General features: G+C 66.7%; 14 protein-coding genes. 8 read left to right on the plus strand and 6 right to left on the minus strand.

Annotated elements, in window-relative coordinates; all coding sequences use genetic code 11:
* Window positions 1-9: 9 nt before the first annotated feature.
* The 3 genes from C5O27_RS06365 to C5O27_RS06375 all read left to right on the plus strand — a co-directional run bounded on the left by C5O27_RS06365 (window position 10) and on the right by C5O27_RS06375 (window position 4,138).
* On the plus strand, window positions 10-1,323 hold the full coding sequence (locus C5O27_RS06365; protein WP_005196499.1) for an acetyl-CoA C-acetyltransferase: 1,314 nt from the start codon (window positions 10-12) through the stop codon (window positions 1,321-1,323).
* 268 nt (window positions 1,324-1,591) lie between these two features.
* Window positions 1,592-3,277, plus strand: a complete 1,686-nt coding sequence (locus C5O27_RS06370; protein ID WP_051405971.1) for a VanW family protein — start codon at window positions 1,592-1,594, stop codon at window positions 3,275-3,277.
* Window positions 3,278-3,358: 81 nt separating this feature from the next.
* The gene (locus C5O27_RS06375) at window positions 3,359-4,138 is read left to right on the plus strand and encodes an SDR family NAD(P)-dependent oxidoreductase (RefSeq protein ID WP_006868824.1); all 780 of its coding nucleotides are present in this window, start codon (window positions 3,359-3,361) and stop codon (window positions 4,136-4,138) included.
* Between the two features lie 70 nt (window positions 4,139-4,208).
* Here C5O27_RS06375 and C5O27_RS06380 read toward each other — a convergent pair whose 3' ends face one another.
* Window positions 4,209-5,264 (minus strand): zinc-dependent alcohol dehydrogenase family protein, encoded by a 1,056-nt coding sequence (locus C5O27_RS06380; protein ID WP_006357118.1) that lies wholly within the window; start codon window positions 5,262-5,264, stop codon window positions 4,209-4,211.
* Between the two features lie 180 nt (window positions 5,265-5,444).
* A complete protein-coding gene (locus C5O27_RS06385; RefSeq protein WP_035753780.1) occupies window positions 5,445-7,280 on the minus strand; it encodes an acyl-CoA dehydrogenase in 1,836 nt (611 codons plus the stop codon).
* A gap of 307 nt (window positions 7,281-7,587) precedes the next feature.
* On the opposite strand from C5O27_RS06385, the gene C5O27_RS06390 reads away from it, so the two are divergent.
* The gene (locus C5O27_RS06390) at window positions 7,588-8,103 is read left to right on the plus strand and encodes an Rv2253 family sensor-like surface protein (protein WP_208651446.1); all 516 of its coding nucleotides are present in this window, start codon (window positions 7,588-7,590) and stop codon (window positions 8,101-8,103) included.
* An 8-nt stretch (window positions 8,104-8,111) separates the two neighbouring features.
* On the opposite strand, the gene C5O27_RS06395 is transcribed toward C5O27_RS06390, so the two are convergent.
* Both C5O27_RS06395 and C5O27_RS06400 read right to left on the minus strand, forming a co-directional pair.
* Entirely contained in the window at window positions 8,112-8,882 is a 771-nt protein-coding gene (locus C5O27_RS06395) for a deoxyribonuclease IV (RefSeq protein ID WP_127962218.1), read from the minus strand.
* A 70-nt stretch (window positions 8,883-8,952) separates the two neighbouring features.
* The gene (locus tag C5O27_RS06400; RefSeq protein WP_005194730.1) at window positions 8,953-9,168 is read right to left on the minus strand and encodes a hypothetical protein; all 216 of its coding nucleotides are present in this window, start codon (window positions 9,166-9,168) and stop codon (window positions 8,953-8,955) included.
* 248 nt (window positions 9,169-9,416) lie between these two features.
* Between C5O27_RS06400 and C5O27_RS06405 the strand changes: the two genes are divergently transcribed.
* The 3 genes from C5O27_RS06405 to C5O27_RS06415 all read left to right on the plus strand — a co-directional run bounded on the left by C5O27_RS06405 (window position 9,417) and on the right by C5O27_RS06415 (window position 11,915).
* Window positions 9,417-10,694: a phosphatase PAP2 family protein gene (locus C5O27_RS06405; protein ID WP_006357123.1), complete on the plus strand. Its 1,278-nt coding sequence runs from the start codon at window positions 9,417-9,419 to the stop codon at window positions 10,692-10,694.
* 88 nt (window positions 10,695-10,782) lie between these two features.
* A complete protein-coding gene (locus C5O27_RS06410; protein WP_052362759.1) occupies window positions 10,783-11,142 on the plus strand; it encodes a hypothetical protein in 360 nt (119 codons plus the stop codon).
* A 71-nt stretch (window positions 11,143-11,213) separates the two neighbouring features.
* Window positions 11,214-11,915 (plus strand): DUF305 domain-containing protein, encoded by a 702-nt coding sequence (locus C5O27_RS06415; RefSeq protein WP_127962219.1) that lies wholly within the window; start codon window positions 11,214-11,216, stop codon window positions 11,913-11,915.
* Window positions 11,916-11,979: 64 nt separating this feature from the next.
* Here C5O27_RS06415 and C5O27_RS06420 read toward each other — a convergent pair whose 3' ends face one another.
* Entirely contained in the window at window positions 11,980-13,041 is a 1,062-nt protein-coding gene (locus C5O27_RS06420) for a DUF4185 domain-containing protein (RefSeq protein WP_127962220.1), read from the minus strand.
* Window positions 13,042-13,110: 69 nt separating this feature from the next.
* On the minus strand, window positions 13,111-13,977 hold the full coding sequence (locus C5O27_RS06425) for an acyl-CoA thioesterase domain-containing protein (protein WP_127962221.1): 867 nt from the start codon (window positions 13,975-13,977) through the stop codon (window positions 13,111-13,113).
* Between the two features lie 89 nt (window positions 13,978-14,066).
* On the opposite strand from C5O27_RS06425, the gene C5O27_RS06430 reads away from it, so the two are divergent.
* A complete protein-coding gene (locus C5O27_RS06430; protein WP_035753790.1) occupies window positions 14,067-14,648 on the plus strand; it encodes an HdeD family acid-resistance protein in 582 nt (193 codons plus the stop codon).
* Window positions 14,649-14,663 lie beyond the last annotated feature (15 nt).

The raw sequence follows: 14,663 nt of genomic DNA on the forward strand, positions 1-14,663 counted from the left end.
GAGATCGACGTGGCAGACAACAGCACCACCCCGAAGAAGCCCGAGACCCGCACCGAGCGCCCGGTGGCGATCCTCGGCGGCAACCGCATTCCGTTTGCCCGCCAGGACAAGGCATATGCCAAGGTCAGCAACCAGGAGATGTTCACCGCCGCCCTCGACGGCCTGGTGAGCCGCTTCAACCTGCAGGGCGAGCAGCTCGGCATGGTCGCCGGTGGCGCCGTGCTCAAGCACGCTCGTGATTTCAATCTCATCCGCGAATCGGTGCTGGGCTCGGCTCTGTCGCCCTACACCCCCGCCTTCGACATCCAGCAGGCGTGCGGCACCGGTCTGCAGGCCATCACGACCGTCGCCGACGGCATCGCCCGCGGCCGCTACGACGCCGCGATCGGTGGCGGTGTCGACACCACCTCCGACGCCCCGATCGCCGTGGGCGAGGGCCTGCGTCGACAGCTGCTCGAGGTCAACCGTGCCCGCTCGACCAAGGACCAGATCCTCGGCGCCGCGAAACTGCTGACCAAGCTCGGGATCGAGATCCCGCAGAACGGTGAGCCGCGCACCGGGATGTCGATGGGCGAGCACGCCGCCATCACCGCCAAGGAATTCGGCATCAAGCGCGCCGACCAGGACGAGCTCGCCGCACGCAGCCACCAGAACATGGCCGCCGCCTACGACGACGGTTTCTTCGACGACCTGATCACCCCGTTCATGGGCCTGACCCGCGACCAGAATCTGCGCGGCGACTCGACCGCGGAGAAGCTCGCGAAGCTCAAGCCCGTCTTCGGCGTCTCCCTCGGCGACGCGACCATGACCGCCGGCAACTCGACCCCGCTCACCGACGGTGCATCGACCGTGCTGCTCGGCAGTGACGAGTGGGCCGCCGAGCGCGGTCTGCCGGTGCTGGCGTACTTCGTCGACAGCGAGACCGCGGCCGTCGACTACGTGAACGGGCCCGACGGCCTGCTCATGGCCCCGACCTATGCCGTGCCGCGCCTGCTGGCCCGCAACGGTCTCACCCTGCAGGACTTCGACTTCTACGAGATCCACGAGGCGTTCGCGTCGGTCGTGCTCGCGACGCTGCAGGCGTGGGAGTCCGAGGAGTACTGCAAGGAACGTCTGGGCCTCGACTCGGCGCTCGGACCCATCGACCGGTCCAAGCTCAACGTCAACGGCTCGTCGCTCGCCGCCGGTCACCCGTTCGCCGCGACCGGCGGCCGCATCGTCGCGCAGGCGGCGAAGCAGATCAAGGAGAACGGCGGCGGTCGTGCGCTGATCTCGATCTGTGCCGCCGGCGGCCAGGGCGTCACCGCCATCATCGAGGGCTGACCCCTTCGATAAGGCGACGGATCGGGCGACGAATCGCCCGATCCGTCTCTTTTTCGACCTCGAAATGGGGTCCTTCGTCACATGTTTGGACTAAACGTGGCCCCGAACGTGTCATCGGCCGAAAAGTAGCGTAAACATGAAGACAGCTCCGGCAGAGCTGTCAGACCCCCGACCCGACAGCTCAGCCGGAGCACCTACATTTCTGGGGTATGAGTTCTGCGGCCACCACCCCGACTGGCCCAGGTAGTCAGCCGTGATGGATGGAGTTGTGACCACAAGCGCCCGGCGAGCACGCCACGCGGTACGCGCTGCGGTCGTCGTCGTCATCATTTTGGCGCTCGCCCTCTCCATCGACTTCGTGGCCACCCGCGATCACTCCGCACGCGGAGCCGTCGTCGGCGGGATCTCGGCGGGCAACCGCCACGCCGCCGAGCTGAACCCCGTCATCGACGAGCTGACCGCCCGCTCCACGCAGCCGGTCGTCCTGCGCACCCCCGAGGGCTCGGCCGAGGTCGCGCCGACCGAACTGGGGCTGACCTTCGACGCGGACGCGACCCGCGCACGTCTTCTCGAACAGCCGCGCAACCCGCTCACGCGCTTCCTGTCGCTCTTCGGTCGTGACCTCGACGTCGAGCCCGTCGTGACGATCGATCCCGCCGCCATGAACAAGGCCCTCGACGCCCACCGCAGGTCGCTGGAGAAGGCCGCGGTCGAGGGTGGAGTCCACTACGACGGCGCCACGCCGGTCGGCGACGAGCCGGCACCGGGTGAGCGCGTCGCCCGCCAGGCCGCCGCCGTCGTGCTCGTCGACCACTGGCTCGACGGCACGCCGATCGACATGCCGATGGAACCGTTCTCGCCGACCGTGACCTCGGAGGTCGTCGCCGCCACCGTGGCCGGCCCCGCCGACCGCGCGACGTCGGGGTCGGTGAAGCTCATCGACCGGCGCAAGCGCACGGTCGAGGTTCCGGCAGGCGACATCGGGGCGATGCTGACCTTCGTGCCCGACGGAAAGGGCGGTCTCACCCCGCACGTCGACGTCAAGAAAGCGCGCGAGTCTCTCGGCCCCGATCTCGATCCGTCCCAACGCCCCGCCGTCAGTGCGACATTCAGTTTCGCCAGTGGCCGCCCGACCGTCGTGCCCGCGATCACCGGTTCGAAGATCAACTGGGACAAGACACTTCAGGCGCTCGCCACGACGGCGACCGCAGCCGGTGGCAACCGTACCGCCGATGTCGTCTACGACGATGTCGACCCCAAGCTCACCACCGACGCCGCCCGCAAACTCGGTGTGCGCGAACTGATCAGCGAGTACACCACCGACGGCTTCTCGAGTGCCTCCGGTGAGAACATCCGCCTCGTCGCGGCCGAGGTCGACGGCGCGTTGGTCCTGCCCGGCAAGGTCTTCTCGCTCAACGGCCACACGGGTCCGCGAGGCACGGCCGAGGGTTACGTCGACTCGACGATCATCAACAACGGCCGCGCCGCGACGGCCGTCGGCGGCGGCATCTCCCAGTTCGCGACCACCCTCTACAACGCCGCGTACTTCGCGGGTCTCGAGGACGTCGACCACACCGAGCACGCGTATTACATCTCGCGCTATCCGGAGGCCCGGGAGGCCACCGTCTTCGAAGGCGCCATCGACCTGAAGTTCCGCAACAACACCCGGCACGGGGTGCTCATCGAGACCGGCTGGTCGCCGTCCGCGGTGACCGTGAGGTTGTGGGGCACCAAGGCATTCGAGGTCGAGTCGATCACCGGCGAGCGGACCGACCCCACCGAACCGGAACGGATCAAGCTCCCCAAGGGCGACGACTGCATTGCGAGCAGCGGCAGCAAGGGCTTCACGACGTCGAACACGCGGATCATCCGCGACGCCCGCACCGGACAAGAGGTCGACCGGCGCACCCGGACCGTGCGCTACGCACCGGAGCCGATAGTGAAGTGCATCTGAGACGAGCACGTACCGTGAGGTGAATGGAGCAGCGCCCCGCATGTGTTCCACATCTCACGAACGTTCGATATATTCCGAGACGTGGATATCAACGGAGCTAGTGCAATCGTCACAGGTGGAGCGTCGGGCATCGGCGCCGCGTCGGCCCGCCAGCTGGCGGCCAAGGGTGCGAAGGTCGTCGTCGCCGACCTGAACGCCGACAAGGGGGAGGAGCTTGCCAAGGAGATCGGCGGTGTCTTCGTCAGCGTCGACGTCACCTCGACCGAACAGATCGAAGCCGCCATCAACGCGGCCACCGAACTCGGCCCGCTGCGTGCCCTGGTCAACTCGGCCGGCATCGGCTGGGCACAGCGCACCATCGGCCGCGACGGGGAGTTCGGTTCGGCGCACAACCTGGACGCCTACAAGAAGGTCATCGCGATCAACCTGATCGGCACCTTCGACTTCATCCGTCTCGCCGCCACCGCGATGAGCCGCAACGAGCCGCTCGACGCCCACGGCGAGCGCGGCGCGATCGTCAACATGGCCAGCGTCGCCGCCTTCGACGGCCAGATCGGTCAGGCGTCGTACTCCTCGTCCAAGGGCGGCGTCGTCGGCATGACCCTGCCGGTCGCGCGTGACCTGGCGGCGGTCGGCATCCGCGTCAACACCATCGCCCCCGGCCTGATCGACACCCCGATCTACGGCGAGGGCGAGGCCGCCGAGGCGTTCAAGGCGAAGCTGGGCGAGTCGGTCCTGTTCCCGCACCGTCTGGGCGCTCCCGACGAGCTGGCCTCGATGGTCGTCGAGCTGGTCACCAACAGCTACATGAACGCTGAAGTGATCCGCGTCGACGGCGGCATCCGGATGCCTCCGAAGTAGTCCGAACCAACCACTTCCCAGCCGAACCCACTGCCCCGCGGGGTGGTGGGTTCGGCCGTTCGTGGGTTACTCAGGCCTGTAGGACCACCTTGAGTGCCTTGGTCTCCGCGGCCCGGCCGAAGACGTCGTAGGCCTCCATGATGTCGCCGAGGGCGAAACGGTGGCTGATGAACAGGTCCGGGTCGATCCGACGCTGCGCGACCAGCTTGAGCAGGACGCCGAGCGTGTCCGTGTTCACCAGGCCCATCGAGACGTTGATGTTGGAGATCCACAGATCCTGGAGAGCGAACTCCACCGGGGCGCCGTGCACGCCGACGTTGGCGACATGACCCGCGGGCCGGACGACATCCAGACACATCTGGAAGGTCTGCGGGATGCCCACCGCCTCGATCGCGACGTCGACGCCGAGCCCGTCCGTCATCGCGAGGACCTGGTCCTTCCAATCGGCATCCGACGACACGACGCCGTCGGTCGCGCCGAAGGACTTGGCCTGCTCGATGCGGTTGGGGTCGATGTCGATCGCGATCACGCGGCTCGGTCCGTAGAGTCCCGACGTCGCGATCGTCGCGAGACCCACCGGTCCGGCTCCGACGACGGCCACCACGTCACCGGGTTTGACGTTGCCGTAACGGATACCGATCTCATGCCCGGTCGGCAGGATGTCGCTGAGGACGACGCCCTGCTCGGGCGTGACGCCCGACGGCAGTTTGTAGACCGAGGTCTCGGCGTAGGGGACTCGTACGAGCTCGGCCTGGGTGCCGTCGATGAGGTGTCCGAAGATCCAGCCGATACCCGACGCCCCCTCGTCACCGAGGCAGTGTGAGTGCACTCCCTGCTTACAGAAGTCGCACTTGCCGCAGGCCGATATGCACGACAGGATCACCTGGTCGCCGACTGCGAGAGTGGTTACCGCAGGGCCGATCTCGGTGATCGTCCCGACGCCCTCGTGGCCGAGGATTCGCCCCTTCTCGACCGCGGGGACATCACCTTTGAGGATGTGCAGATCGGTGCCGCAGATGGTGGTGGCGTCCATCTTCACGATGACGTCGGTGGGTTGGAGGATCTTCGGATCGGGTACGTCGTCCCAGCTCTTCTTGCCCGGTCCGTGAAAGACGAGTGCCTTCATGGCTCTCCCTCGAGTTGTCCCCGACTGCCTGTGGTTCCCTTCCCGAGGCTACGAAACATCGACGGGACTCGCCCGGAGCATCTCGTATTGAGATGCGACCGCAACCGGAAACCCACCACAGATCAGTAAACCCACCGCCTCGCAAGGCGGTGGGTTTACCGATCAAGGGTGGGTGTGCTGTCAGAAGGCCGCTTCGTCGAGCTCCATGATGTCGTTGTCGACGTTCTCGACGGTGACACGGACGGCGGTGAGCAGCGGCAGCATGTTCTTGGCGAAGAAGCTCGCCACGGCGACCTTGCCCTCGTAGAAGGCCTTGTCGCTGTCCGATGCGCCGTTGTCGAGTGCGGCGAGGGCGATCTCGGCCTGGCGCAGGAGCAGCCAGCCGATCATCAGGTCGCCGACGGACATCAGGAAGCGGACCGAACCGAGGCCGACCTTGTACAGCTCGGCCGAGTTCTCCTGGGCGGCCATGAGGCTGCCGGTCAGAGAGGCGGCCATTGCCTGCACGTCTTCGAGGGCGGTCTTCAGCAGGGCGCGCTCGGACTTCAGGCGACCGTTGCCGGCCTCGGAGTCGATGAAGCTCTGGATCTGGCCGGCGACGTGTGCCAGCGCCTGGCCCTTGTCGCGGATGATCTTGCGGAAGAAGAAGTCCTGCGCCTGGATGGCAGTGGTGCCCTCGTAGAGCGAGTCGATCTTCGAGTCACGGATGTACTGCTCGATCGGGTAGTCCTGCAGGAAGCCGGAACCACCGAGGGTCTGCAGGGACTCGTGGCCGAGGGTGCCGTAGGCGCGCTCGGAACCGACACCCTTGACGATCGGGAGCAGCAGATCGTTGACCCGAGCGGCCATCTCGGCGTCGGCGCCGGAGACGATCTTCGCGGCGGCGACGTCCTGGTGCGACGCGGTGTAGAGGTAGACCGCACGCAGGCCCTCGGCGTAGGCCTTCTGGGTCATGAGCGAACGACGCACGTCCGGGTGGTGGGTGATCGACACGCGCGGTGCGGCCTTGTCGGTCATCTGGGTCATGTCGGCACCCTGGATGCGCTCCTTGGCGTACTCGAGCGCGTTCAGGTAGCCGGTCGACAGGGTCGAGATGGCCTTGGTGCCCACCATCATTCGAGCGTGCTCGATGACCTCGAACATCTGGGCGATGCCCTTGTGGACCTCGCCGACGAGCCAGCCCTTGGCGGGGATGCCGTGCTGACCGAAGGTGACCTCACAGGTGGCCGACGCCTTGATGCCCATCTTGTGCTCGACGTTGGTGACGAAGACGCCGTTGCGCTCGCCGAGTTCACCGGTCTCGAAGTCGAAGTGGAACTTCGGCACGAAGAACAGCGACAGGCCCTTGGTGCCCGGGCCGGCGCCCTCGGGGCGGGCGAGCACCAGGTGGAAGATGTTCTCGGTCATGTCCTGGTCGGCCGAGGTGATGAAGCGCTTCACACCGTCGATGTGCCAGGAGCCGTCCTCCTGCTGGGTGGCCTTGGTGCGGCCGGCGCCCACGTCCGAACCGGCGTCCGGCTCGGTGAGGACCATGGTGGCGCCCCAGCCGCGCTCGGCGCAGATGGTGGCCCACTTCTTCTGCTCGTCGGTGCCGTTGTTGTAGAAGATCTCGGAGAACCCGGCGCCGGCGGCGTACATGAACACCGGCGGGTTGGCCCCGAGGATCATCTCGCCGATGGCCCAGTACAGCGAACGCGGGGCGGGGAGGCCACCGAGCTCCTCATGGATGCCGATCTTGTCCCAGCCGCCTTCGACGAGGGCGTTGTAGGACTTCTTGAAGCTCTCCGGGATGGTGACACTGTGGGTCTCCGGGTCGAAGACCGGCGGGTTGCGGTCGGCGTCGACGAAGGATTCGGCGATGGGGCCCTCGGCGAGTGCCTTGACCTCGCGGAGCATGTCGACGGCGGTCTCGTGGTCGAGATCGCCGAAGTCGCCCGACTCCAGCACCTTGTCGAGCTCGAACAGCTCGAACAGGTTGAACTGCAGGTCGCGCATGTTGCTCTTGTAATGGCCCATGGTGAATTCCTTCTCTGGTGCGGCCGTATGCGTGATGACGGTGTTGTCTTCCAGGTCCCGGTCCGACCCCACTCGGTTGAAGTGGGTACCGGCCGGGCGTGGTGTAGCTGTCTCGGTTCGAGTTAAGTTACTCGCCGGTAACCCCCAATATAGACCCATATCGCCAGGGGATCAATCGCCGTTTATGTGATCTCCTCCGGCGGCAGGACGGACTGAGTCCCACGACAATTCCGACAACCGCTGCAGGTGAGGGCCGGATGCGGTCCAATCGGACATGCGCACACGACGCGGGACCAGAATTCGGATCATGATCTTCGTGGCAGCGGTCGTCGCTGTCGGACTGGCACCGATGGTGAGCGCCGCTCCGGCGCACGCCGCCGATCCCGCGTGGAACGGGGTGTACTCGCTCAAGCGGTTCGCGGCGTCGAAGACGGGCACCAGCCTCGCGGCGAGGCAGGCGGAGCCGGACTTCTCCGACGACTACACCTTCACGACCTCATGCGACGGCGGTACGTGCGTGGCGACGGTGATCGACGGGCCGAAACCCGCGAACCCGACGCTCCCGCAACCGCCTCGCTACACCTGGGAGGCGGGATCGTGGGTGCACCGCTACGACTGGCAATGGGATTGCTGGCAGGGCGCGGGGGTGCCCAAGGTGTGGCGACCGGCGACGTCGGTCGCCACGTACACCCCACAGGGCGACGGCACGCTGAAAGGCGTGTGGCGAACCACGATCGACGGCGGACCCTGCGACGGGACGGTGGTCATGAACGCCGCCGCGTATCCGGTGACTCCGCCGGCTCCCGGCTGGAACCTGTCGTGACAGACGCCCTACAGCGCTGAGCGCAGGTACTCGAGGTCTTCGGGGATGCCCTCGGCGGGTGTCTCCAGGATCACCGGAGCGTCGGCGGCCCTGGCCACGGCGGCGAGTATCTCGGGGTCGATCTGACCCGACGCCAGGTTGGCGTGACGGTCGCGGCCGGAGTCGAACTCGTCGCGAGAGTTGTTGAGGTGCACCAGGTCGATGCGTCCGGTGATCTCCTTGACACGCTCGACCAGTCCGACGAGATCCTCCCCGCCGGCCCAGGCGTGGCAGGTGTCGAGACAGAAGCCGGCCTGCTCGAAGTCGCCGACTGCTTCCCACAGCCGGTCGATGGACTCGAGGGTGCGTGCCATCGCGTGGTCGCCGCCGGCGGTGTTCTCGATCAGGATCGGCACCCCGAAGCCGCCCTTGTCGACCTGGCGGTCGAAGAGCTTGCGCCAGTTGGCGAATCCCTCGGCCGACGCCTCGCCGTCACGCAGATGACCACCGTGTACGACGAGGCCGAAGGCGCCGAGTTCGGCGGCCGCGGCGGCCTGCTGTTCGACGGCCTTGCGCGACGGCATGCGCAGCCGGTTGTTCAGGCTCGCGACGTTGATCTGATAGCTGGAGTGCACGACGACGTCGATGTCGGATTCGCGGATCGCGGCCGCATGAGGATTCGGTTGCGGCTTCTTCCAGCTCTGCGGATCGGTGACGAACATCTGGAAGACGTCGATGCCGAGTTCGGCGGCGGTGACCAGTGGGTCGGTGTCCTCGCGAAGGTGTGCTCCGATGCGCATGGGTCAACGATAGTGGCCGCCTCCGGGCGGCACCGCCGATGCCCGGGGTCGGCTCGCTCGGCGCGTCGGGTCACTCGCCAGGCGCCGGCTCCGTCTCGATCGTGATCGGCACACCGGCTGCGATCAGCAGACGGCAGGGGGCCGCGCTGTCGTGATACAGATTCAGCCACTCATGGCCGCGGGTCCCGTCGGAGTACACCGCATCGAGGGTGCGATTCAGTCGAGCCTCCGCCTCCTTGGTGATGATGTAGCGCTGGTCGCCGTAGCGCAGGTAGCGATTGGGCACCGAGACCTCCTCTGGGATGGGGCATTGCAGGTCTTCAGTGTGATCCACGACACGCCCAGTGGACGTGAATCCGTCGAAACGGGTCGTCGGCGCGGGTGATCACGGTGGTCGCGACGACCAGCCCGCACGTGCTGTGCAGCGGTGGCTCACCAATCGGACATGGCCACTACACTGACGGCAGGTTACGAGCGTGGGTGCCCTGAGGGGCGTGACGGGCGGGATTGTGTCGGGTGAGTGTTGACGAGTCGGTGGGCTTCCCGCGGCCGGGTAAGTCCTCGGAGCGCGGTGAGGGCCAGGAGCCTGATGACACGACCTCGGCGGAGGTGACGCTGTCGAAGTCTGACCGGTCGAGCGCAGGATCAGACGTCGACCCGCCAGAGATGGCGCCGGTCTTCGACGACCTGGCCGCTGCCGCCGAGATGGAAGCCCACCCGGAGAACCGTCGCGACCTGACCATGGTCCGGCGCATCGCGGTCACGGCTTGGTTCCTGGTGATGGCAGTGCACATCTACCTCGAGGGTCTGGCGTGGGACCGCACGCGGCTCATCATCCTGCTCTGCCTCGGACTGGCTGCGGCGAGCATCGGGCGCCGCAAGTTCATCACGATCATCCTCGACTGGGCGCCGTTCGCGCTGATCCTGATCCTCTACGACTGGACGCGCAACATCGCCCAGATCGTCGGCATGCCGACTCACTGGCACCTGGCGATCGATTTCGACAAATGGCTCATGGGTGGCGACATCACCCCGACCGCGTGGCTGCAGGAGCAGCTCAAGCAGGCGAGTCCTCCGTGGTGGGAGGTCATCGTCAGCATCGTCTACATGTCGTACTTCATCGTCCCGTACGCGGTGGCGGCCTGGCTGTGGCTCAAGGACCGCACGGCCTGGCGCCGTTACGCGGCCTGCTTCGTGGCGACCACATTCCTCGCGCTGGTCGGCTACACCCTCGTCCCCGGCGCACCGCCGTGGGCGGCGGCGCGGTGCACCGCGGTCGAGGTGCAGGACTACCCCCGCGATCCGATCTGCATGTACTCGACGGAGGCCGACGATCAGGGAGGTCTCCTCGGACCCCTGGACAATGCGTACCCCGACGCCGAGCCGTACGTCGAGCGGATCTCCGCGCGTGGCTGGAACTACCTGAACATCAGCATGGCGTCGCAGCTCGTCACGCTCGGACAGGGCAAGTCCAATCTCGTCGCCGCCATCCCGTCCCTGCATGCCGGTCTCACCATGTTGCTGGCACTCTTCATGTGGCCACGGGTCAAGGCGCTCGGAAAAACGCTCTTCATGGGCTACGCGCTCGCGATGGCCTTCGCCCTCATCTACACCGCCGAGCACTACATCTTCGACATCCTGCTCGGGTGGGGTCTCGCCGCGGGCGTGATCGCGGCGTACCGGATCATCGACCGGAAGTACCTGATCCCGCGGCAGAAGCGTCTGGCCGCCGAGGCGGAAGCCGAAGCCGCCGAGGTCGAATCCGACAGCGAGGACCCGGACGCGGAGAAGGTCTCGACGCCCGCGTCATGACCTCGCTAGCCTGGGAGAGGTGAGCCGGCCTGGGCCCCGGGCCGCCATCTGGTTCCGGGGGCTGATAGTTCCTCTCGCGCTCGCGGTGATGCTCATGCACACCGTGATCGCGGGTCCGGCCACGGCGTCCAGCCATCCCGACGCCCACTTCGACCCTGCCGGTCACCACTCGCCGTCGACGGGTTCGGCGATGACACCAGCCGCAGTGATGGGCGAACACCCGTCGATGTCCGGTGAGGACTGCGGCGACCATGACCACGCGTGTGTGTTCACCCGCGCCGCCGGCATCGACATCCCGCCCGTGGTCCTCGTACTACTGATCTGGGCATTCCTGTCCTTGTCGGTGGCCGGGCTGTACCGTCCGGCTCGCCGGGGCATCGTCGTCCTGGGGCGTCCGCCCCCGTGGGCGATCCGAACCCACCTGCAGTTGCAGGTGGTCCGCTGCTGAGGAGACGTCTGCGGACCTTTCGGGTCCGCCATGTCGTCGTATCCGAAAACCCTCAGCAGCAAGGAAATCCAATGTCTGTACAGCACAATGCCAATATTCGACGCCGCGTTGCGGTCGGAACCGCCGTCGGCGCCGCGCTCGCCCTGGCCCTCGCCGGGTGTTCATCCGACGAGTCGCCTTCCGGAACCACCACCGCAGACCGCCCGGCGACCTCGTCCCCGGCGGACGCGTCTGCGCCGGGCCAGTCGCCCGCCGCGAAGCACAACGACGCGGACGTCGAGTTCACCACCGAGATGATCCCCCACCACCGGCAGGCGGTGATGATGGCCGACCTCGTCGAGGGCCGGACGCAGAATCGCGAACTGATCACCCTCGCCGACACCATCGAGGACGCGCAGGACGACGAGATCGACCAGATGACAGCGCGTTTGAAGTCGTGGGGGGTGCCGGTGGCCGGACACATGGACGACGACGGGGACATGGGCCACGGGGGCATGGGTCACGGAAGTCCGGATCACGGGAACATGGGTCACGGGGACATGCCGGGAATGATGTCCGCCGAGCAGATGGCGGCGCTCCGTCAGGCCAGCGGTGGCGAGTTCGACCGGCTGTGGCTCGAGGGCATGATCCGGCACCACGAGGGTGCCATCGCGATGGCCGACGAGGTGCTGGCCAAGGGCACCGACCCGGCGACCAGAGCCCTTGCCACACAGGTCGCGACGACACAGCAGGCCGAGATCGACCAGATGCGGGCGATGCTGGGCCAGAACTGACGGCATGAAAGCGAGGTGGGGCGGTTCGGAGGAGATCTCCGAACCGCCCCACATCTCTCGAGCGTCATCGCTTGAGCGGCAACCTCATCAGGTAGACCTGGTAGCCGATCGAGATCGAGTACGTGAAGTACAGGGTGCTGCCCTTCGACCACGGGTGGATGTACGGCGCATAGCCGGTGTACGGGTCGGCGGACGGCGCCACGAGCTCACCCGAAGTCCACGGACCCCAGGGCTTGTCGGCGGTCCGGAGGGTCACGCCGATGTCCTGGCTGGCCAGCGAGATGTACTTGCCGAGATAGTCGTTCCAGGCGACCGACATCTCGCCGGTCGGCGCGCCCATCACCGGGGTGGCGGCGCCGGGGTTGTTGCGGACCCAGCGGCCGTAGGAGAAGTAGTCCCACTTGCCGAGGTTCTCGATGTCCTTCTCGTCGACCCGGGCCAGGTACACGCCGCCCCAGCGGCCGTCGGGGGTGCCGTAGTAGTAGACGGTCTTGCCGACCTTCAGGAAGGCGCCCATCTGGAACTTCTTGTTGCCACCGCCGTTGGGGCGGAAGGCGTCGAGCGCACGCCAGTTCTCGCCGTTGTCGTCGGAGACGACCAGGCCCGACCAGTTGGTCGTCCAGATGCCCGGCGAATCCCACCGTTTGACCGACATGACGGTCATGTACTGCTTGCCGTTGGCGGCGACACCCGCGGTCGGGATGATGGTGACCTCGCGACGGACGTTCGGCTTCAGTAGACGCTTGGCGTGCCCGGGACGGCCGGCGTGCGAGGTGAACGTCATGCCGTCGGCCAGGTTGCGGTCGGTGCTGCGCAACAGGACGTTGGACCGCCAGTAGTACAGCTCGCCGTACAGCAGTGACCAGCCGTTGAACGACTGGGTGTCGCCGAAGGCGGTGAGAATCTCGCCACGTCCGTTGTCCCACATGACGCCCAGATCGGTGCCCACGATATTGTGGCGGCCGACGGTGTCGTTCATGGCGAACGGGCCGGTGAGGCGGTTGACGATGGTCGCCGGGCCCGCGGCATTGCCGGCCTGCGCCGGCGAGGCCAGCGTGGACGTCAGGGCAAGCGCGAGGGTCGAGACGACGAGACCCAGGAGAAGCCGATGAAGGCGTCGTGTCATGGGCGTGACCATATCAAGACCTGAGAGCCCTGTGGGAAGTAATTTGCCTGGTTAAATACAGGTTCTTCCTCATGCTTCGCGGTAGCGCTCGGAGGTGTCCACAGTGGTGAAGTCGATCTGGGCGGCGGCGTTGTTGACCGCCGTGACGAGGGCCGTCCCGAACATGCCGTCGGCGTCGTAGAGACCGGCGTTGCTGACCGAGACCCCGTCGTCCTCGATGTGGATGTCCGCCTCGACACCGATCCGCTCACCGTGGGGCAGGCGGCTCAGCGCAACGGTGAGATCGCAGTTGATGAAGCCGATCCCGGTACTACCCCAGTTCGAGATGAGGCTCGCCGACTCGGCGCTGACCACCGCACGCTGGAACGGCGTCGGCTCCTCGCCCGGCACGATCGGGGCCGCGCGGGTCCAGATCCGCTTGCGGTGACCGTTCTGGTGACCCGACATGTCCCGCTGCCACTCGCCGAGGCCGCCGTCCGGCGCGTCGGAGGCGAATCGCGGTGCGAGGTCATCGCCGGTGGTCGCCGGCGGATGAAAGGTGACCAACTCCGGCGGCCGGTGCCACCGCTCACCCGGAGGGTTGGTCGACGTTCGCAGGAACACCGTCGTCCCGCGTGCCACCACCACCTCGTCGGCGCCGTCGGGATGCTGGACGATTTCCACGTCGACGACGCGGATTCGCCGGCCGGAACGGATGAGCCGCGTCCGGGTCGAGGTGAGAACGTCTCGGGCGGCCTTGAACAGATCGATCGTGCACCGGGCGGGCAGGAACTCTTCCGTGCCGAATTCCACCTCGACCGCCCGAGCGGCGAGCGCGCACACCGCCGGACCGTTGAGGGTTCCCGGGGCCCAGAGACTCGCGGCGAAGGTGGTCGGACGGTACCTGATCTCGCCGGACGGGTCGCCGGCCCTCTCGAAGAACGCGATGGAGGTCATTCGATACTTACTACCGGTACGAGTATCAGTTTGTGCCACGGGCCCTCAAGGACAGCGTGTCACGGCCCTCCGGGCGATAACCTTCGACCATGACTTTCGCGACGGCGTACACGAAGCATTTCCCTGATGAACTGATCGGCGCCGTCCGGACGGCCCTGATCATCACCTCGATCGTCGGCATCGTGCTCGGCATCGTTGCCATCATCTGGCCCGGCCCGACCATCGTCGTGGTCGCGATCCTGTTCGCGATCTCGCTGATCATCGCCGGCATCTTCCGCATCTACCAGGCCTTCGCGGCGTCGTTCCTGAGTACGGGCGTCCGTGCCCTGCTCGGTGTGGTCGGCGTGATCGTGCTGCTCGCGGGCATCATCGCGCTCTTCAGCCCCGGTGACGCGGTCTGGCTGCTCGCGGTCTTCATCGGCATCGGCTGGATCTTCCAGGGCGTCGCCGACCTCTACGGCGCGGTCACCAAGTCCGGCCACAGCCCGACCTGGTTCCTGATCCTCTCCGGCATCATCTCGGTGATCGCCGGCATCGTGATGATCATCCTGCCGGTCTTCTCGCTCCAGGTCCTGGCCTGGGTCGGCGGCATCATGCTTGTCGCACTGTCCATCGCGACGCTGCTGACGCTCCCGAAGAAGGTCGAGGCCCCGGCCGAGCCCGCGGTCTGACCGCAGCGGCGAGAC

This window comes from Gordonia alkanivorans, from assembly GCF_004011905.1.
Classification (GTDB): domain Bacteria; phylum Actinomycetota; class Actinomycetes; order Mycobacteriales; family Mycobacteriaceae; genus Gordonia; species Gordonia alkanivorans.